This is a genomic window from Stenotrophomonas sp. HMWF023 (assembly GCF_003060985.1).
GTDB classification, from domain to species: domain Bacteria; phylum Pseudomonadota; class Gammaproteobacteria; order Xanthomonadales; family Xanthomonadaceae; genus Stenotrophomonas; species Stenotrophomonas lactitubi.
The window spans coordinates 23,743-43,092 of the sequence record NZ_QAIJ01000204.1; the positions used below are offsets into that span (position 1 = coordinate 23,743).

Below are 19,350 nucleotides of genomic sequence, written 5' to 3' on the forward strand. Positions count from 1 at the left end.
GCGCGCGCCCGCCGATGGCGTGATTGCCAGCCGCCAGGCCGAAGCAGGGCAGGTCGTGAGCGCTGGGCAGACGGTGTTCACCCTGGCCGCCGACGGTGGCCGTGAGGTGCTGATCGCGCTGCCGGAAAGCAATATCCGCGACTACAAGGTCGGCCAGTCGGTACAGGTGGAACTGTGGAACCGCCCGGGCCAGCTGCTGCCCGGCACCCTGCGCGAGATCGCGCCGGCCGCCGATGCACAGGCCCGTACCTATGCCACGCGGGTCAGCCTGGCGCCGGAAGCACTGAGTGAAGTGGAGCTGGGCCAGAGTGCGCGGGTGTTCGCCACTGCCGGTCGCAGCGGCGCGTTGCAGCTGCCGCTGGCGGCCGTGCTGCGCGGCAGTGACGGCAAGGCCAGCGTATGGGTGGTCAATCCGTCCAGTGGCGCGTTGAAGGCAACCCCGGTGCAGGTCGGTGCCTATGGCGCGCAGGCCGTGCCGGTCGTGTCCGGCGTGGGCGCGGCGGACTGGGTGGTCGCTGCCGGCGGCCACCTGCTGCGCGAAGGCCAGGTGGTGACGCCGGTCGATCGCCAGAACCGCCCGGTGCTGGCGCCGTCGGCCGCCACGCCGGCGCCGGCCGCAGGCAAGGGGCACTGACCCGTGCGCCGCTTCAATCTCTCCGAATGGGCGCTGGGCAACCGTGCGCTGGTGTTGTTCGCGATGCTGGCGTTCGCCGTCATCGGTGCCTGGTCGTACAAGCACCTGGGCCAGTCCGAAGATCCGCCGTTCACCTTCAAGGCGATGGTGGTACGCACGATGTGGCCGGGCGCCACCGCCGAGCAGGTCTCGCGGCAGGTGACCGAGCCGATCGAAAAAGCGCTGATGAACACCGGCGAGTACGAGTTCATCCGCTCGTACTCGCGCCCGGGCGAATCGCAGGTGATCTTCATGGCGCGCGACAGCCTGCGCTCCAAGCAGATCCCGGACCTCTGGTACCAGGTGCGCAAGCGCGTGGGCGATATCCGCGCGACGCTGCCGAGGGAAATCGTCGGGCCCTTCTACAACGATGAGTTCGGCGACACGTTCGGCAACATCTATGCGTTGACCGGGGAAGGCTTCGACTACGCAGTGATGCGTGACTATGCCGACCGCATCCAGCTGGAACTGCAGCGCGTGCCCGACGTCGGCAAGATCGACCTGGTCGGCCTGCAGGACGAGAAGGTGTGGATCGAGTTGTCCAACACCAAGCTGGCCACGCTGGGCGTATCGCTGCAGCAGGTGCAGCAGGCACTGGCCGACCAGAATGCGGTCAGCGCCACCAGCTTCTTCGAAACCCCGACCGACCGCGTGCAGCTGCGCGTGACCGGCCAGTTCGATTCGATCGAGGACATCCGCAAGTTCCCGATCCAGGCGGGCGAACGCACGCTGCACCTGGGCGACATCGCCGAGGTCAAGCGTGGCTTCGCCGATCCCTCTTCGCCGAAGATGCGTTTCATGGGCCAGGATGCGATCGGCCTGGCGGTCGCGATGAAGGACGGCGGTGACATCCTCAAGCTCGGTGCCACCCTGGATGCCGAGTTCGAACGCCTGCAGAAAACCCTGCCGGCCGGCATGCAGCTGCGCAAGGTGTCCGACCAGCCACATGCGGTGGAAGAGTCGGTGGGCGAGTTCGTGCAGGTGCTCACCGAAGCGGTGGTGATCGTGCTGCTGGTCAGCTTCTTCTCGTTGGGCCTGCGTACCGGCCTGGTGGTGGGCGTGACCATTCCGCTGGTGCTGGCGATGACCTTCTTCGTCATGCACTACTTCGACATCGGCCTGCACAAGATTTCGCTGGGTGCGCTGGTGCTGGCACTGGGCCTGCTGGTGGACGACGCGATCATCGCGGTGGAGATGATGGCCACCAAGATGGAGCAGGGCTACGACCGCCTGCGTGCGGCCAGTTTCGCCTGGGAATCCACCGCATTCCCGATGTTGACCGGCACCCTGATCACTGCTGCTGGCTTCCTGCCCATCGCCACTGCCGCATCGAGCACCGGTGAGTACACCCGCTCGCTGTTCCAGGTGGTGACCATCGCGCTGGTGGTGTCGTGGATTGCTGCAGTGCTGTTCATCCCGTACCTGGGCGACAAGATGCTGCCGGACCTGTTCAATCCGCAGCTGCCCAAGCCGGACAGTCTGGCGGGCCGTTGGCGCGCAAAACGCCTGCAGTGGGCTGACCGGCATCCGTCGCTCGCGCGCTGGATCGCACCGAAGGTGCATGCGCACGATCATGATCCGTACCAGCGGCCGTTCTACACCCGCTTCCGGTCGTTCCTGGATACCTGCCTGCGGCATCGCTGGTGGGTGATCGGTGCGACCATCGCACTGTTCATCGGTTCGCTGGTGCTGTTCCGTTTCGTGCCGCAGCAGTTCTTCCCCGATTCGACCCGCCCGGAACTGATGGTGGACATCGAGCTGGCCGAAGGTGCGTCGCTGGCCGCGACCCAGGCACAGGCCGACAAGCTGGAGAAGCTGTTGAAGGGCCGCGAAGGCATCAGCAACTACGTGGCCTACGTCGGCACCGGTTCGCCGCGCTTCTACCTGCCGCTGGACCAGCAGCTGCCGGCGACCAACTTCGCCCAGTTCGTGGTGCTCACCGAAGACGCCAAGGCCCGCGAATCGACCCGCGACTGGATGCTGAAGGAAGTGATAAAGCAGTTCCCCGATGTGCAGATGCGCGTGACGCGCCTGGAGAATGGGCCGCCGGTCGGCTATCCGGTGCAGATGCGCGTGTCCGGGGAGCACATCGCACAGGTACAGGCGATTGCGCGCAAGGTCGAGGCCAAGGTGCGCGAGAACCCGCACGTGATGAACGTGAACCTGGACTGGAGCGAGCCGAGCAAGGTGGTGCGGCTGGTGATCGACCAGGACCGCGCACGCGCGCTGGGTGTCAGCAGTGCCCAGGTCAGCCAGTTCCTCAGCAGTTCGTTGTCGGGCATGAGCGTGAGCACCTATCGCGAAGGCAACCGCCAGATCGAGATGCTGCTGCGTGGCCCGGACAATGAGCGCGCGCAGCTGGACCTGCTCGGCAGCCTGGCGATTCCGACCAGCAGTGGCACCGCGGTGACGCTGTCGCAGGTCGCGCGGCTGGAATACGCCTTCGAGGACGGCATCATCTGGCACCGCAACCGCCTGCCGACGGTGACCGTGCGCGCCGACATCAGCGATGGCAAGCAGCCGCTGGACGTGGTGCAGCAGATCGTGCCGACGCTGGATGGCATCCGTGCCGAGTTGCCCAGTGGCTACCTGCTGGAAACCGGCGGCTCGGTTGAGGATTCGGCTCGCGGGCAGAACTCGATCAAGGCCGGCATGCCGCTGTTCCTGATCGTGGTGGCCACGTTGCTGATGCTGCAGCTGCGCAGCTTCTCGCGTGCGGCGATGGTGCTGGTGACCGCGCCGCTGGGCATCATCGGTGCGACGCTGTTCCTGCTGTTGTTCCGCGCGCCGTTCGGCTTCGTGGCACTGCTGGGCACCATCGCGCTGGCGGGCATGATCATGCGCAACTCGGTGATCCTGATCGACCAGATCCAGCAGGACATCGATGCCGGGCATGACCGCTGGCATTCGATCATCGATGCGACGGTGCGGCGTTTCCGCCCGATCGTGCTGACCGCGCTGGCCGCGGTGCTGGCGATGATTCCGCTGTCGCGCAGTGCGTTCTACGGGTCGATGGCGATTTCGATCATGGGTGGGTTGATCGTGGGCACGGTGCTGACGCTGGTGTTCCTGCCGGCGTTGTATGCGGCGTGGTTCCGGGTCAAGCCGGACGAATCCGGGGCGTAATGCCCCGGGTTCCTGGGCCACCGCTTTGGTAGGTGCCAACCTTGGTTGGCATGGATGCATGCATCCACGCATGGCGTGGATCTACCAGTAGAGCCACCCCATGGGTGGCTGCGGATCCCTGGCCCGCCCATCCACGCATTGCGTGGATCCACTGGTAGAGCCACCCCATGGGTGGCTACGGATGTCCTGGCCCGCCCATCCACGCATGGCGTGGATCTACTGCAACTCGAGGCCGGTCCGCAGCAGCGGCTCCAGCCAATCCAGGAACACCTGCACACGTTGCGCACGATGCTGCCGATGCGGCAGCAACAGGGTCACCGGCAACGGCTGCGCCACGTACTGCGGCATCACTTCCACCAGTGCACCGGAGTGCAGTTCGGCCTGCACGTCGTAGCGCGGAATCTGCAGTAGTCCCAGCCCTGCGACACAGCAGGCAATCGATGCCTCGGCGTTGTTCACCCGCACCCAGCCGGGCATCGGCAGCGTGTGCAGCTGTGCGCCGTCCTGCCATTCCCATGGCTCTACCCGCGCCGTGGTCGGCGACGCATAGTTCACCGCACGGTGTTGCTGAAGATCAGCAGGATGCTGTGGTACGCCGTGTTCCTGCAGGTACGCAGGCGCGGCAACATTGACGAAGTCGAGCTGTCCCAGCGTGCGGGCCACCAGGCTGGAGTCACCCAGCTGGCCCACCCTCAGCACCGCATCGCAGCCGTCCTCGATCAGATTCACCGCGCGATCGGTCATGCCCAGGTCCAGCTCGACCTGGGGGTGCCGTGCGAAGAAGTCGGGCAGGGCCGGAGCGATGATGCGGCGACCGATCCGGCTGGGTACATCGATCTTCAACAGGCCCCTCGGCTGCGCATCTTCCTGCCGGAACAGCGACTCGGCATCTTCCATTTCGGCGATCAGGCGCAGGCAGCGCACGTAGAAGGTGTCGCCATCGTGGGTGGTGGAGACCCTGCGGGTGGAGCGCTGCAGCAGGCGCGTACCCAGGCGCTGTTCCAGTTCCGCCACGGCCGCCGAGACGGTGGAGCGGGGCAGGCCGAGCTGGTCGGCGGCGCGGGTGAAGCTGGTGCACTCCACCACCCGCGCGAAGATGCGGAAACGCTCGATCCGGTCCATTGTTCGCCCACTCTGGAAAGTTAAGTCAATGTTGCGGGCTTTATCCGCAATTTCTGCACGATATCGTCGTCTGCACAGGGTTGCCAGCCCGGCAGCCCCTTACCGAGACCGATGCCATGACCGACCACCGTATCCAGGGCAAGACCGTGCTGATCGCCGGTGGCGCCAAGAATCTCGGCGGGCTGATCGCCCGCGACTTCGCCGAGCAGGGCGCCAAGGCCATCGTCATCCACTACAACAGCGCCGCTACTCAAGCCGATGCCGAGGCGACCGTTGCAGCCGTGCAGGCCGCAGGCGCAAAGGCCGTGGCGTTGCAGGCCGATCTGACCTCGGCCGCGGCGATGGAGCGCCTGTTCGCCGACGCGGTTGCCGCCGTCGGTCGCCCTGACATCGCCATCAACACCGTCGGCAAAGTGCTGAAGAAGCCGATGCTGGAGATCAGCGAAGCGGAGTACGACCAGATGAGCGCGGTCAATGCGAAAACGGCGTTCTTCTTCCTCAAGGAAGCCGGACGCCATGTCAACGACGGCGGCCGCATCTGCACGCTGGTCACTTCGCTGCTCGGTGCGTTCACTCCGTTCTATTCCAGCTACGCCGGCACCAAGGCGCCGGTGGAACACTTCACCCGCGCAGCATCGAAGGAGTTTGGCGAGCGTGGGATTTCGGTGACCGCGATCGGTCCCGGGCCGATGGATACGCCGTTCTTCTATCCGGCCGAGAGTGCCGATGCGCAGGCGTATCACAAGACCGCCGCGGCGCTGTCGGCGTTCACCCGCACCGGCCTGACCGACATCGCCGACATCGTGCCGTGGATCCGCTTCCTGGTGACCGATGGCTGGTGGATGACCGGGCAGACCATTCTGGTCAATGGTGGTTACACCACGAAGTAGAGACACGCGAGGCTTGAGTTCGTGCAGTAGATCCACGCCATGCGTCGATGCTCTTGGCCTCATCCACGCATGGCGTGGATCTACTGTTGGTCCCCAAGTGGACAGCTTCAGCGCGTTCACGGGCACAATAGCGGCCAGTTCCAGGGCCGGAGCGCCTGCCATGTTCTTCCGTACGACCTGCGCTTCGGTGCTGCTGCTGGTCGCCTGCAGCGGCTCTGCCATTGCGCAGCCGGCGGACGCCGATGCTCTGCTGTTCCAGCATGACCTGCGGGACGTACTTGAGTGCGGCGCGAGCGCGGAAGTCCAGCAGGCCGTTGTCAGCCGCCTGCGCGCGGCACGCTACGCCGACGCTGCCGAACGACTGCCGTACCTGCGCGACTGGCGATTCGAGCAGGAGGGTGAGGATGACGATCACCGGGTGACCGTCATCACTCCGCCACAGTCGATGACCGTCCACGGTGTCGAAGTGCCACGGCTGTTCGCTGATGCGTTCGGGTTCTCGGTTGCGCTGGACCCCGCACAGCGCGATCGTATCGTCGCTGCGCACGGCCTGCGGCTGCAGTCGAGCACGCTGCAGGAGCCGTTCGAGCTATGGTCGACGCCCACCACACCGATCATCGTGCGCAGTGCGGGCGACGGCTATCGACTGGGCTGTGCTCCCTCCACGAACGGTAACAGGGCAGCGGTGCGTCAGCTGCCGGCTGTTGAAGTCCAGGACCTGCAGGATGCCATTCACTGCCGCGCCGATGAAGGCGGCATGCGCCGGCTGCAGGCGTTCTGGCAGCGGCTTTCCGAACAGCCGCAGTTCGAATGGCCGCAGGATGTCCGTTCGGTCAAAGAGGTGAACTACACCGTTGGTGATGATGATCTGCACCTGCTGCTGATCGGGTTGCAGGTGCCTATCCAGGCGTACGGCGTTTCCACGCACACGATTGCGCTGGCGTTCGGTGGTTTCTTCGGCGCGGATCTCGGTGCCGTTCCGGTGGCACCAGTGCTTGTCCAGGCGGGCATGGACACCTCGCATACGGTCAGCAAGGATGCGTGGCAGCGTCTGTTGCCGCCGGTTGCTTTCAGCGGTGGCAGTTGGATCCCGCAGCACATCGTGATGCGCACCGACGAAGGTCGCGTTGTTGCCGGTTGCGCCAGCGACTACGCGCGCAGCACGTCGCGCTGAGCGGATCTCATGCCGGGCAACCAGCAGCAGGCCGGGTAGGACTCGCCGCTACCGATGGACATGCAAAGGGTGCCGGGTATGTCCCGGCACCCGCGCGCTTCATCCCAGCTTGGCCAGCACCGCGTCGGTGGCTGCTGCAGTACTCACGGCCGAACCCTTCGCCGCCAGATCGGCAGTGAACACGCCATCGTCCAGCACGGCGTGCACCGCCGCTTCCACTGCTGCGGCTTCGGCGTCCAGCCCCAGCGAATGGCGCAGCAGCATCGCCGCGCTGAAGATCGTCGCGTACGGGTTGGCGATGCCCTTGCCGGCGATGTCCGGTGCCGAACCGTGGATCGGTTCGTAGATGCCGACCGCTCCCGGCTCGCCCAGCGAGGCCGACGGCAGCAGGCCCAGCGAACCGGCCAGCATCGAGGCTTCATCGGTGAGGATGTCGCCGAACATGTTCTCGGTCACGATCACGTCGTACTCGCGCGGCTTGGCCAGCAGGTGCATCGCCATCGAATCGACCAGCTGGTGTTCCAGCGCCACGTCCGGGAACTCCTCGCGGCCGATGCGCGCGGCCACGTCACGCCACAGGCGTGAGGTTTCCAGCACGTTGGCCTTGTCCACCGAGGTGACCTTGCCGCGACGCTGCTGCGCCAGGCGGAAGGCACTGCGCAGCACGCGCTCGATCTCGGCCACGGTGTAGCGGCACAGATCGCTGGCGCTGTCGGCATCGCGGGTCTTGTCGCCGAAGTAGATGCCACCGGTCAGTTCGCGCACCACCACGAAGTCCACGCCCTGCAGCAGCTCGGCCTTGATCGGCGAGGCGTGCAGTGCGGCTTCGTGGGTGCGTACCGGACGCAGGTTGGCATACAGGCCCAGCGCCTTGCGGATCGCCAGCAGGCCCTGTTCCGGGCGCACTTTGGCGTTCGGGTCGGACCACTTCGGGCCGCCCACCGCGCCCAGCAGCACCGCGTTGGCGGCCTGGCAGGCGGCCAGGGTCGAGGCTGGCAACGGCTCGCCGTGACGGTCGATGGCGATGCCACCGATATCGTGCTCGCTGAAGGTGAAGGTGTGGTTGAAGCGTTCGGCCACGGCTTTCAGAACGGCGACCGCAGCGGCGGCGACTTCCGGGCCGATGCCATCACCGGGCAGGACAACAATTTCAGCGTGCATGCTCACTCTCGTAACGTTCGATTTCAGGGACACGGCCCAACAGATAACCCAATTGATCGACGCCTTCCAGCAGACAGGTCTGCGAGAAGCCGTCCAATGGGAAGGAATACACGCGGCCATCGGGTGTGCGCAGTTCGCGCGTGGCCACGTCGATGGTCAGCTCATCGTCCGGGCGCTGCATCAGCACCTGCACGTCGGCTTCGTCCAGCACGATCGGCAGCAGGCCGTTCTTCAGCGAATTACCGCGGAAGATATCGGCGATCTCGCTGCTGACGATGGCGCGCAGGCCGAGGTCGGTCAGCGCCCACGGCGCATGCTCGCGCGATGAGCCGCAGCCGAAGTTGCGCCCGGCCAGCAGGATGCTGCGGCTGGCGTTGTGCGGCTGGTTGAAGGCGAAATCGGCCACCGGCGAACCATCGGCCTGCCAGCGCCAGTCGTTGAACGCATTGCGGCCCAGGCCGGCGCGCTCGGTGGTCGACAGGAACCGCGCCGGAATGATCTGGTCGGTATCGATATTGGTCTGCGCCAGCACCACGCTGGACGAGGTGAGGGTGCGGAAGCCGCTCATCAGGCCACCTCCTGTGCGAACAGTTCACGGGCATCGGCCACGTGGCCCTGCACGGCGGCCCAGGCAGCACTCATCGGCGAAGCCAGCAGGGTGCGCGAACCCGGGCCCTGGCGGCCTTCGAAATTACGGTTGCTGGTGCTGACCGCCAGCTGGCCGGGGGCGACCAGATCGCCATTCATGGCGATGCACATCGAACAGCCCGGCTCGCGCCACTCGGCACCGGCCGCGCGCACGATCTCATGGATGCCCTCGGCCTCTGCCTGGCGCTTGACGATTTCCGAGCCGGGTACCACCAGCATGCGCACGCGCTCGGCGACGCGACGACCACGCAGCACCTGCGCCACTTCGCGCATGTCGCTCAGGCGGCCGTTGGTGCAGGAGCCGACGAAGACCACGTCCACCGGCGTGCCGGCCAACGTCTGCCCCGCCTGGAAGTGCATGTAATCCAGGCCCTTCTGCGCGGCCGCATCATTGGCCGCCGGGATCGGCGCGTCCACCGCGATGGCGGTGCCGGGGTGGGTGCCCCAGGTCAGGGTCGGGCGGATGTCGGCAGCATCGATGTGCACCTCACTGTCGAAGTGCGCGCCTTCATCGCTGCGCAGCTGCGTCCAGCGGGCCACGGCGGCGTCGAAGTCGGCGCCCTTCGGGCCACGTGGCGTATTGGCAACGAAGTCGAACGTCACCTGGTCGGGAGCGACCATGCCGGCGCGTGCACCGGCTTCGATGGACATGTTGCACAGGGTCATGCGCTGTTCCATGTCCATCGCTTCGATGGTACTGCCGCGGAACTCGATCACGTGGCCGGTGCCGCCATTGACGCCGATCACGCCGATGATGTGCAGGACCACGTCCTTGGCGCCGATACCCGGCGCGACCTTGCCATCGACGGTGATTGCCAGCGTCTTCGCCTTGCGCTGCAGCAGGCACTGCGTGGCCAGCACATGGCCGACCTCGCTGGTGCCGATGCCGAAGGCCAGCGACCCGAACGCGCCGTGGGTGGAGGTGTGGCTGTCGCCGCAGACGATGGTCATGCCGGGCTGGGTGAAGCCCTGTTCCGGTGCGATCACGTGGACGATGCCGCGGTTGTCCGAGGCCATGTCGAACAGCTCGATGTCGTGCTCGGCGCAGTTGCGCGCCAGCATGGCCACCTGCGCTTCGGAGGCAGCGCTGGCGTAGGGCAGCGTACCGTCGGCGGCGGCTGGCAGGGTCGGCGTGGAATGGTCCATCGTCGCCTTGGTCCGATCCGGACGGCGCGGCTTCAGGCCGCGCTCGCGCAGCTCGGTGAAGGCCTGCGGTGAGGTCACTTCATGAATCAGGTGCAGGTCGATATACAGCACGGCGGGCGCGCTGTCGGTTTCTGGAACCACCACGTGGGCGTCCCACAGTTTGTCGTACAGGGTGCGGGGTGCGGAAGTCATGCGTTTGCCTGGCAGGAGTACGAAGTAGCGGACATCTAAGAGAAAGTAGCAGGGGCAGGTCAGCGCCGACGTGCGAGCACGCGCAGGCGCACGTAGTCGGCCAGCGGCTGTCCGGTGGCGTTGCGCGGCAGATCGGCCAGCAGGGCTGTGGCGGCATCGCGTACCGTGGCGCGCGCCTCGGCCGGCAGGTCGTCCAGCAGCGGTGCGGCGAACACGCGCAGCCAGCCGGCAACGCCGGTCGGCAGCGCGGTCGGGCGCGGCAGGCATTCGATCAGCTGCACCTGGAAGCCATGCTGGCGCAGGCGTTGGGCGTAGCCATCGGCGGTGGGTAAGTACCATTGGAATGTGCTGGCACCCTGGCCATGGGCGACGCGTGCGGCCTGCACGGCGGCAACGATCGTGGCCACGTTGCCATGACCGCCGAACTCGGCGACGAAGCGGCCGCCGGGGCGCAGGGCGCGGCGCACGCCTTCCAGCACGCGGTCCGGGTTGGGCATCCAATGCAGCGCCGCGTTGCTGAACACTGCATCGAACGCACCATCGAAGGTCAGGGCGTGGCCGTCCATCACCCGCGCATCGACACCCCGTGCACGGGCGGCGATCACCATTTCCGGCGAAGCATCGACGCCCTGCATGTGCGCGCCGCTGAGGGCCAGTTCGGTGGTGAGCACGCCATCGCCACAGCCCAGGTCGAGGATGCGCTCGCCGGCACGCGCGTCGAGCAGACGCGCTACGGCGCCACCGAGGGTCGGCACGAAGCCGGCATCGATCGCATAGTCCTGGGCATTCCACTGCTGGCCAGCGCTGCTGGTGGCGGTTGCGGTGTCGAAGGCGCTCATCTTGGATTCCTCAGGCGGTGGCGGTGGCAGGTGCTTCAGTGCTGACGCCGGCGTTGACCTGGCGCTGACGCAGCAGGCGGTTGGCTACGTCCAGCCAGGCCAGCGCGGATGCTTCGATGATGTCCTTGCTGGTACCGGTGCCGTCGTACTCGACGCCCTCGTGGCGCACGCTCAGGTTGGCTTCGCCACGTGCATCGGCGCCGATGCCGACGCTGTGCACGTGGTAGCTGTCCAGCATCAGCTGCACGCCGGTGGCGGCCGACAGGGCGCCAAACAGCGCATCGACCGGGCCATCACCCTGCGCGGTCTCGGCCACGCGATTGCCGTCCGGGTCGGACAGTTCGACCAGCGCATTGGCACGGCTGCCGACATCGCTGATGGTCATCGAGGCCAGGCGGTAGCCCTGTGCGTTGGAGCCGCCCTGCATCAGTGTCTGCAGGTCGGCGTCGGTGACAACGCGTTGCTGCTCGCACAGCCCCTTGAACTGCTCGAACACCAGCTTCAGCTCGTCTTCTTCCAGCCAGAAGCCCAGTGCGCGCAGGCGCGCTTCGACGGCGGCGCGGCCACTGTGGCGTCCCAGCACCATCTGCGAGTCTTCCCAGCCCACGTCTTCCGGACGCATGATTTCGTAGGTGCCGCGATGGCGCAGCATGCCGTGCTGGTGGATGCCCGATTCATGGGCGAACGCGTTGGCGCCGACGATGGCCTTGTTGCGCTGTACCGGCATGCCGACCAGGCGCTGCAGCAGCTGCGAAGTACCGACGATGCGCGGGGTATCGATGGCGGTGTCCTGCTCGTAGAAGGCCTGGCGCACCTTCAGCACCATCGCGATCTCTTCCAGCGAACAGTTGCCGGCGCGTTCACCGATGCCGTTGACGGTGCACTCGACCTGGCGCGCGCCGCCTTCGATGGCGGCCAGCGAGTTGGCCACGGCCAGGCCCAGGTCGTTGTGGCAGTGCGCGCTGAAGATCACGTTGGCTGCGTTCGGCACATCGGCGACGCCCGCAATGACCTGCTGGAACATCGTGCGGATCTCTTCCGGCGTGGTGAAGCCGACGGTGTCGGGCAGGTTGATGGTGGTGGCGCCGGCAGCGATCGCCACGCGCGACACTTCGATCAGGTAATCCAGCTCGGTACGGGTGGCATCCTCGGCGGAGAACTCCACGTCATCGATGTAGGAGCGGGCCAGCGCTACGTGCCTGCGTACCGATTCCAGTACCTGCTCACGCGTCATCCGCAGCTTGTGCTCACGGTGCAGCGGGCTGGTTGACAGGAAAACGTGCAGTCGCGGATTGGCAGCAGCTTCCAGCGCACGCGCCGAGGTCTCGATGTCCGCCTGCAGGCAGCGCGACAGCACCGCCAGGCTCAGGCTCGGGCGGCGCAGTTCGCGGCCGATCAGGGCCATCGCTTCGCGGTCGGACTGCGAGCTGGCCGGGAAGCCGGTCTCGATGATGTCCACTCCCAGTTCGTCCAGCGCACGCGCCATCACCAGCTTCTGCGGCGGGCTCATGCTGCAGCCGGGGGACTGCTCGCCGTCACGCAGGGTGGTGTCGAAGATGCGGATGCGCGGGGTGGTAATTCGTTCGATGGTGGTCACAGGGAAATCTCCTCGACAGCGGGTGCGACGGCTTGCAGGGGGGAAGGGGAAGGCGTGGGGAAAGCGGTGGCGGTCGCCTTGCTGGGCGAGCGCGGAGTTTCTGCGCGGCGTCGGCGCGGTTTGCGTGGCGGACGCGGACGGATATCGGTGAGCAGGCCGGCGAGCACGCCGGCATCGATGTTGCCGCCGGAGACGACCGCGCACTTGCGGCGGCCGGCGACGCGACGCCCGGCGGCCAGTGCCAGCGCACCGGCACCCTCGGCGATGATGTGTTCTTCCAGTGCCAACCGCACCAGGGTCTCGCGCAGTTCGGCTTCGCGCACGATCACCACATCGTCCAGCAGCGAGGTGCACAGGCGGCGGGTCAGGAAACCGGGGATCTTCACCCGCACGCCATCGGCCAGCGACGGCACAGGATTGATTTCGCGCACGTCGCCACGGATTGCGCGGGCCATCGAATCGACACCTTCGACCTGCGCGCCGACGATGCGCACGCCCTGCGACTTCAGCGCCAGGGCGACACCGGAGGCCAGGCCGCCGCCGCCGATCGGCACGATCACCACGTCCGGCGCATGCGCGGCCAGCTCGATGCCGACGGTGCCCTGGCCGGCGATGACATCGGCATCGTCGAACGCGGACAGGAAGCGGTAGCCATGGCGCTGCGCCAGTTCGACGGCAAACGCATAGGCCTCGTCATAACTGTTGCCATGCTGGCGCACCGTCGCGCCCCAATGGGCGACGCCAGCGATCTTGGTGGCCGGTGCACCATGCGGCATCACGGCGATGGCCGGCACATCCAGGCGATAGGCGGCCCAGGCCACGCCCTGCGCGTGATTGCCGGCCGAGGCGCAGATCACCGGCCGGGTATCGCCACGTTCGCGGGCGGCCAGCAGGGCATTCAGCGCGCCGCGTACCTTGTACGAACCGGTACGCTGCAGGTTCTCCAGCTTCAGCCAGGTCCCGAAGCGCTCGGCATGATGCAGTGGCGTGGGCGGCAGGAAGCGGCGCAGGCGGGCCTGCGCGGCCAGTACGTCGGCAACGGTTACGTCGCCGACATCGCTTTCCTTGCTGGCATCAGCGGCCGGCATGGGCCACCAGCAGGGTGTTGCCGACCACCGCATGCGGGCACGGGCGGCGAAGAAGACGCCTCCGTACCGGCACCGTGGTGAATACGGTACGGGCGCTCATGCGGATACTCCTTCCAGTGCGGTCATCTGCACCGAAACGCAGTCGTAGATCTTTTCCATCTGCCGGCACAGTGTTTCCGGTGGGCGCTGGCTGTCCACCACCAGTTGCAGGTGCCAACGGCCATCATCGGCGGCCACCGGCGCACCGGTGATCGCGCGCGGTGCGAAACCGCGACGTTCGGCCATGCCGATCACGCGCAGCAACGCGCCCTCGGCCGGTTGCAGCACCAGGTCAAGCCGGTATTGCATTGGGGATCTCCTGGCGTGCATGTGCAGGGTTGCTTTCCAGCATGGTGCTGTTGGCGGTATTGGGCGGCACCAGCGGCCACACGTTCGCGCGTGCATCGATGGCCACGTGCAGCAGGGCCGGGCCCGGCTCGGCCAGCAATGCGGCCAGGCCACCTTCGACGTCATCACGCGCATCGATGCGCGTGGCCGCGATGCCAAACACCTTGGCCAGGGCCACGAAGTCCGGGTTGTCGGACAGGTCGATCTCGCTGTAACGCTCGGCAAAGAACAGCTCCTGCCACTGCCGCACCATGCCCAGCGAACTGTTGTCCAACAGGATGATCTTCACCGGCAGGCGGCAGCGGGCGATGGTCGCCAGCTCCTGCACGTTCATCATGAAGCTGCCATCGCCGGACACCAGCACCACCGTGCGCTCAGGGCAGGCGAACTGCGCGCCCATCGCCGCCGGCAGGCCAAAACCCATCGTGCCCAGCGCACCGCTGGTCAGGTGGTTGCGCGGATGATTGAAGCGGCAGTGCTGCGCCACCCACATCTGGTGCTGGCCGACGTCGCAGGCGACCACTGTATCGGCCGGCGCCAGTTCGCTCAGGCGCTTCAGCAGCGCCGGGGCGTAGATGTGCTGGCCCGGTGCGTCGTAGCGTGCGGCGAAGCGATCGCGATGCTGTGCGCAGCGCTTGCGCCATGCGTCCTGGTGGGCCTTGGGGGAGGGGAAGGCCGCACGCAGGGCGCGGATGGCGTGGCCGACGTTGCCGGGCACGGCGACATCGGCGCTGCGCAGCTTGGAGATCTCGTACGCATCGGCATCGATGTGCACCACGCGGGCGAACGGCGCGAACTCGGCCAGCTTGCCGGTCGCCCGATCATCGAACCGCGCACCCAGCACCAGCAGCAGGTCGCTCTCCTGCACGGCCATGTTCGCCGCACGGGTGCCATGCATGCCCAGCATGCCCAGCGACTGCGGGTGCTGGGGAGGCAGCGCGCCCAGCCCACGCAGGGTCATCACCGTGGGAATGGCGCTGGCTTCGACGAACGCGCGCAGGTCCTGCACGGCATCGCCCAGGGCAATGCCACCACCGGCATAGACCACCGGCTTTTCGGCAGCGGCCAATGCGGCGATGGCCTCGGCGATGGCGGCGTCTGCAGCGGCCGGCGGCGGCTCCACGTTGGCCGGCACATGCGCCGGCAGGTGGCTGGCATCGGCCAGCTGCACATCCTTGGGCAGGTCGATCAGCACCGGGCCGGGACGGCCCTCGCGGGCGATGCGGAAGGCATCGGCCACCACGCGCGGCAGATCATCGACGCTGCGCACCAGCCAGCTGTGCTTGACGATCGGCATCGTCAAACCGAACACATCCAGTTCCTGGAACGCATCGGTGCCCAGCAGTGGCGTGGCGACCTGGCCGGTGATGCAGACCATCGGCACCGAATCGAGCATCGCATCGGCGATGCCGGTGACCAGGTTGGACGCGCCCGGCCCGGACGTCGCCACGCAGACGCCGACCTGGCCACTGGCACGCGCAAAGCCGTTGGCGGCCAGTGCCGCGCCCTGCTCATGGCGCACCAGGATGTGCTTCAGCGACGAATCCACCAGCGCGTCGTAGAACGGCATGATGGTGCCGCCCGGGTAGCCGAACAGCGTACGGACACCCTCGGCCTCCAGCGCCTGGGTCAGCCAGCGCGCGCCGTTGGGCGGCGCGCTGCGGTGTGTGGGAGAGTTCATGGGGGAACCTTGCAGAGCGGGTGGGGGTGCCGCGTTGTTACGCGGCTTGACCTTGCAACCAGACCATCTTGGCGCGCAGTTCCTTGCCTACCTTCTCGATCGGATGCTCCAGGTCGGCCTGCTTGAACCTGTTGTAATTCGGCAGGCCCGCCTCGTACTCGGCCACCCAGTTCTTGGTGAAGGTGCCGTCCTGGATGTCCTTCAGCACTTCCTTCATGCGCTCCTTGGTGCCGGCGTCGATGACGCGCGGGCCGCTGACGTAGTCGCCGTACTGCGCGGTCTCGGAGATGAACTCCAACATGCGCGAGATGCCGCCTTCGTAGAACAGGTCGACGATCAGCTTCAGTTCGTGCAGTACTTCGTAGTAGGCGATTTCCGGCTGGTAACCGGCTTCCACCAGCGTCTCGAAGCCCGCCTGCACCAGTGCCGAAGCGCCGCCGCACAGCACCGCCTGCTCACCGAACAGATCGGTTTCGGTTTCTTCCTTGAAGGTGGTCTGGATCAGGTTGGCACGTGCGCCACCCAGGCCACCGGCATAGGCAAGTGCGTACTCGGCGGCCTTGCCGCTCTTGTCCTGGTAGACCGCCCAGATGCACGGCACACCGCGGCCGATTTCATATTCGCGACGAACCAGCGCACCCGGTCCCTTCGGCGCGACCAGCACGACGTCCAGGTCGTCGCGCGGCTTGATCATGTCGAAGTGCACGTTCAAGCCATGCGCGAACAGCAGCACCGCGCCCTGCTTCATGTTCGGTGCCAGCACGTCCTCGTACAGCTTCTTTTGCACCATGTCCGGGGTCAGCACCGCAACCAGGTCGGCATCCCTCACCGCCTCGGCCGGTGCCTTCACGGTGAAGCCATCGGCCTGCGCCTTGACCTCGGTGGGGCCGCCCGGGCGCAGGCCTACCACCACATCGAAGCCGGATTCACGCAGGTTCAGCGCGTGCGCGCGGCCCTGGCTGCCGTAGCCGATGACGGCGATCTTGGTCTGGGGCAGTTCGTTGGTGCTCATGGGGGAGGTTCCTTGCGGGTGGGAAGAAAAAGACGGCCGGCAGTCGAATCGACGTACCGGCCGGTCAGGGAAAAGCGGGGAGGGCAGCGCCGCGCGTCGCACAGGTACTGCCACCACGAGGGTTCGTGGTGCAGCGGGTCCGGGTTGTGCGATGGGCGTTGGTCATGGTGGTTGCGTCTGAAACCAGGTCCTGAAATGAAAAAACCCGCACCTGGGCGGGTGCGGGTTTTGATGAGTTCCGGTGTGTTTGCTGCTTACACGCTGGCTCGTCCCGCACCTGTTGGTTGGGTAATAAGTACGAGCACAAGAATCGAACGCAGCGAGGCGGCGCCGGTATCGGCGGCTTCGATGTGGGTTCGCGGTGGCGTGTTGTGATGCAACATGTGATCGAGAAAACCACAGCCGTTTCCGCGCTGTCAACCCTCGCAGCGATATTCCTGTCAGTTTCCGCTGCATGCAGTGCAATCGCTTGTGGCACAAGGATGGTTGCCGCTGAAAGTGTTTCGGTGAACCCGAATTCACTCTTTTCATCGGGTTTTTTGCGCGGATTCCGGGTGATTTCGCCTTGGTAGGTGCCGACCTTGGTCCGCATCGACCGAAGAGCTGCCGTCCATGACCTATGCCCATGGCCCCTGATCGCCGCAGCAGCGAAGATCGGGTCACCGCCTTTCCATCCGGAACCCGACCGTGTCCCGACGTCTTGCCCGTTCCCTGCTGGCTGCTGCCGTGCTGGCTGCCGTGCCCATGCTGTCCCAGGCTGCCGACCGTATCACCGGCCATACCTTCGCCACCCGTTCGGAGGTGATCGCCCCGCATGCGATGGCCGCTACCTCGCAGCCGCTGGCCACCCAGATCGCGCTGGACGTGATGAAGGGCGGTGGTTCGGCTGTCGATGCCGCCATTGCGGCCAACGCGGCGCTGGGCCTGATGGAGCCCACCGGCAACGGCGTCGGCGGCGACCTGTTCGCCATCGTGTGGGACCCGAAGACGCAGAAGCTTTACGGCTACAACGGCTCCGGCCGCTCGCCGAAGTCGCTCACCCTGGCCGAGTTCCAGCGTCGTGGCCTGAAGGAGATTCCGGCCACCGGTCCGCTGCCGGTATCGGTGCCGGGCGCGGTGGATGGCTGGTTCGCGTTGCACGACCGGTTCGGCCGCAAGCCGATGGCCGACAACCTGGCGCCGGCCATCCGCTATGCGCGCGAGGGGCATCCCGTTGCCGAAGTGATCGCCTATTACTGGGATCGCTCGGTGCCGAAGCTGTCGCAGTATCCGGGTTTCAAGGAACAGTTCACCATCGACGGCCACGCCCCGCGCAAGGGAGAGATGTGGAAGAACCCGAACCTGGCCGACACCCTGCAGAAGATTGCCGACGGCGGGCGTGATGCTTTCTACAAGGGTGATATCGCCCACACCATCGGCGACTACTTCAAGAAGAATGGCGGCTACCTGAGCTACCAGGACATGGCCGACCATCATGGCGAGTGGGTTGAGCCGGTCAGCAGCAACTACCGTGGCTATGACGTGTGGGAACTGCCGCCGAACAGCCAGGGCATCGCCGCGCTGCAGATCCTCAACGTGCTGGAAGGCTACGACTTCTCAAAGATTCCGTTCGGTTCGCCCGAGCACGTGCACCTGTTCGTGGAGGCGAAGAAGCTGGCGTTCGCCGACCGCGCGCGTTTCTACGCCGACATGGCGTTCCAGCCGGCACCGGTGCAGAAGTTGATTTCAAAGGAGTACGCCGCGCAGCGTCGCGCGCTGATCTCGATGGACAAGGCGCTGAAGGAAGTACAACCGGGTACGCCCAAGCAGCTGGAAGAGGGCGACACGATCTACATGACCGTGGCCGATGCCGACGGCATGATGGTGTCGCTGATCCAGTCCAACTACCGCGGCATGGGCAGCGGCATGGCACCGCCGGGGCTGGGCTTCATCCTGCAGGATCGCGGCGAGATGTTCGTGCTGCAGAAGAACCATCCCAATGGCTACGCACCGGGCAAGCGTCCGTTCCAGACCATCATTCCGGCCTTCATCACCAAGGGCGGTAAGCCCTATGCAAGCTTCGGCGTGATGGGCGGTGCGATGCAGCCACAGGGACACGCGCAGATCGTGATGAACCTGGTGGACTTCGGCATGAACCTGCAGGAAGCCGGCGATGCGCCGCGCATCCAGCACGAGGGCTCGACCGAACCGACCGGGCAGGCGACGGCGATGAACGATGGTGGCGAGGTCAATCTGGAAACAGGGTTCCCGTACGAGACGGTGCGTGCGCTGATGCGCAAGGGGCACCGCATGGTGTTCGCCGATGGTCCGTACGGCGGCTACCAGGCGATCCTGCGGGATCCGGATACGGGCGTGTATTACGGCGCGTCGGAGAGTCGCAAGGATGGGCAGGCGGCGGGGTATTGAGTTTCCCGGCCACCGGGCTGAGCCCCCTCGCGGCTGATCGCCAGAGCAGGTTCATGCGCTGGGGCGTGCGGGTGGGAGTGTCGGGGGACGCCGTGAATACGTCCTTGTAGGCTTAGCCGCGCCATTCATGGCGCGGATACCCCCACCACCCCCACCCGCACGCCCCCCGAAAGTTTCCGTGCGCGTCAGCCACGGAAGAGAAAGAAGA

15 protein-coding genes are annotated in these 19,350 nt (G+C 66.3%); 5 read left to right on the plus strand and 10 right to left on the minus strand.

The features are described from left to right. On the plus strand, nucleotides 1–634 hold a 634-nt coding region (locus DBR20_RS23000), incomplete at its 5' end, for an efflux RND transporter periplasmic adaptor subunit (RefSeq protein ID WP_258223301.1). 3 nt (nucleotides 635–637) lie between these two features. Further along, nucleotides 638–3,799, plus strand: a complete 3,162-nt coding sequence (locus DBR20_RS11105) for an efflux RND transporter permease subunit (protein WP_108266210.1) — start codon at nucleotides 638–640, stop codon at nucleotides 3,797–3,799. Between the two features lie 216 nt (nucleotides 3,800–4,015). Here the strand turns inward: DBR20_RS11105 and DBR20_RS11110 are convergent, their stop codons facing one another. After that, entirely contained in the window at nucleotides 4,016–4,921 is a 906-nt protein-coding gene (locus DBR20_RS11110) for a LysR family transcriptional regulator (RefSeq protein WP_108266211.1), read from the minus strand. Nucleotides 4,922–5,037: 116 nt separating this feature from the next. Here DBR20_RS11110 and DBR20_RS11115 point away from each other — a divergent pair, with 116 nt between their 5' ends. After that, nucleotides 5,038–5,811 carry an SDR family oxidoreductase gene (locus tag DBR20_RS11115; protein WP_089236746.1) on the plus strand — a complete coding sequence of 258 codons (774 nt, stop codon included), beginning with the start codon at nucleotides 5,038–5,040 and terminating at the stop codon, nucleotides 5,809–5,811. Nucleotides 5,812–5,971: 160 nt separating this feature from the next. Further along, nucleotides 5,972–6,985 carry a hypothetical protein gene (locus tag DBR20_RS11120; protein ID WP_108266212.1) on the plus strand — a complete coding sequence of 338 codons (1,014 nt, stop codon included), beginning with the start codon at nucleotides 5,972–5,974 and terminating at the stop codon, nucleotides 6,983–6,985. 99 nt (nucleotides 6,986–7,084) lie between these two features. Here the strand turns inward: DBR20_RS11120 and leuB are convergent, their stop codons facing one another. The 9 genes from leuB to ilvC form a co-directional block, all read right to left on the minus strand. Then, entirely contained in the window at nucleotides 7,085–8,146 is a 1,062-nt protein-coding gene (gene leuB, locus DBR20_RS11125; RefSeq protein ID WP_108266213.1) for a 3-isopropylmalate dehydrogenase, read from the minus strand. Continuing rightward, entirely contained in the window at nucleotides 8,136–8,714 is a 579-nt protein-coding gene (leuD, locus tag DBR20_RS11130) for a 3-isopropylmalate dehydratase small subunit (protein ID WP_108266214.1), read from the minus strand. Before leuD ends, leuB begins: the two co-directional genes overlap by 11 nt. Further along, on the minus strand, nucleotides 8,714–10,132 hold the full coding sequence (gene leuC / locus DBR20_RS11135; protein WP_108266215.1) for a 3-isopropylmalate dehydratase large subunit: 1,419 nt from the start codon (nucleotides 10,130–10,132) through the stop codon (nucleotides 8,714–8,716). Before leuC ends, leuD begins: the two co-directional genes overlap by 1 nt. Before the next feature lie 59 nt (nucleotides 10,133–10,191). Then, on the minus strand, nucleotides 10,192–10,971 hold the full coding sequence (locus DBR20_RS11140; RefSeq protein ID WP_108266216.1) for a class I SAM-dependent methyltransferase: 780 nt from the start codon (nucleotides 10,969–10,971) through the stop codon (nucleotides 10,192–10,194). Between the two features lie 10 nt (nucleotides 10,972–10,981). Further along, entirely contained in the window at nucleotides 10,982–12,568 is a 1,587-nt protein-coding gene (locus DBR20_RS11145; protein WP_108266217.1) for a 2-isopropylmalate synthase, read from the minus strand. After that, nucleotides 12,565–13,656 (minus strand): threonine dehydratase, encoded by a 1,092-nt coding sequence (locus DBR20_RS11150; protein WP_108266218.1) that lies wholly within the window; start codon nucleotides 13,654–13,656, stop codon nucleotides 12,565–12,567. Before DBR20_RS11150 ends, DBR20_RS11145 begins: the two co-directional genes overlap by 4 nt. A gap of 96 nt (nucleotides 13,657–13,752) precedes the next feature. Next, entirely contained in the window at nucleotides 13,753–14,004 is a 252-nt protein-coding gene (locus DBR20_RS11155; protein ID WP_089236730.1) for an ACT domain-containing protein, read from the minus strand. Further along, a complete protein-coding gene (ilvG, locus tag DBR20_RS11160; RefSeq protein ID WP_108266219.1) occupies nucleotides 13,988–15,724 on the minus strand; it encodes an acetolactate synthase 2 catalytic subunit in 1,737 nt (578 codons plus the stop codon). Before ilvG ends, DBR20_RS11155 begins: the two co-directional genes overlap by 17 nt. A gap of 37 nt (nucleotides 15,725–15,761) precedes the next feature. Beyond that, nucleotides 15,762–16,736 carry a ketol-acid reductoisomerase gene (gene ilvC / locus DBR20_RS11165; RefSeq protein WP_108266220.1) on the minus strand — a complete coding sequence of 325 codons (975 nt, stop codon included), beginning with the start codon at nucleotides 16,734–16,736 and terminating at the stop codon, nucleotides 15,762–15,764. Between the two features lie 687 nt (nucleotides 16,737–17,423). Here ilvC and ggt point away from each other — a divergent pair. Continuing rightward, the gene (ggt, locus tag DBR20_RS11170) at nucleotides 17,424–19,142 is read left to right on the plus strand and encodes a gamma-glutamyltransferase (RefSeq protein WP_108266221.1); all 1,719 of its coding nucleotides are present in this window, start codon (nucleotides 17,424–17,426) and stop codon (nucleotides 19,140–19,142) included. Nucleotides 19,143–19,350 lie beyond the last annotated feature (208 nt).

Bases quoted from the DNA above. Each gene is read 5' to 3' on its own strand.
- leuB (WP_108266213.1), bottom strand. From the start codon at position 8,146: ATGCACGCTGAAATTGTTGTCCTGCCCGGTGATGGCATCGGCCCGGAA.
- DBR20_RS11120 (WP_108266212.1), top strand. From the start codon at position 5,972: ATGTTCTTCCGTACGACCTGCGCTTCGGTGCTGCTGCTGGTCGCCTGC.
- DBR20_RS11150 (WP_108266218.1), bottom strand. From the start codon at position 13,656: ATGCCGGCCGCTGATGCCAGCAAGGAAAGCGATGTCGGCGACGTAACC.
- leuC (WP_108266215.1), bottom strand. From the start codon at position 10,132: ATGACTTCCGCACCCCGCACCCTGTACGACAAACTGTGGGACGCCCAC.
- leuD (WP_108266214.1), bottom strand. From the start codon at position 8,714: ATGAGCGGCTTCCGCACCCTCACCTCGTCCAGCGTGGTGCTGGCGCAG.
- ilvC (WP_108266220.1), bottom strand. From the start codon at position 16,736: ATGAGCACCAACGAACTGCCCCAGACCAAGATCGCCGTCATCGGCTAC.
- ilvG (WP_108266219.1), bottom strand. From the start codon at position 15,724: ATGAACTCTCCCACACACCGCAGCGCGCCGCCCAACGGCGCGCGCTGG.
- DBR20_RS11115 (WP_089236746.1), top strand. From the start codon at position 5,038: ATGACCGACCACCGTATCCAGGGCAAGACCGTGCTGATCGCCGGTGGC.
- DBR20_RS11110 (WP_108266211.1), bottom strand. From the start codon at position 4,921: ATGGACCGGATCGAGCGTTTCCGCATCTTCGCGCGGGTGGTGGAGTGC.
- DBR20_RS11140 (WP_108266216.1), bottom strand. From the start codon at position 10,971: ATGAGCGCCTTCGACACCGCAACCGCCACCAGCAGCGCTGGCCAGCAG.
- DBR20_RS11155 (WP_089236730.1), bottom strand. From the start codon at position 14,004: ATGCAATACCGGCTTGACCTGGTGCTGCAACCGGCCGAGGGCGCGTTG.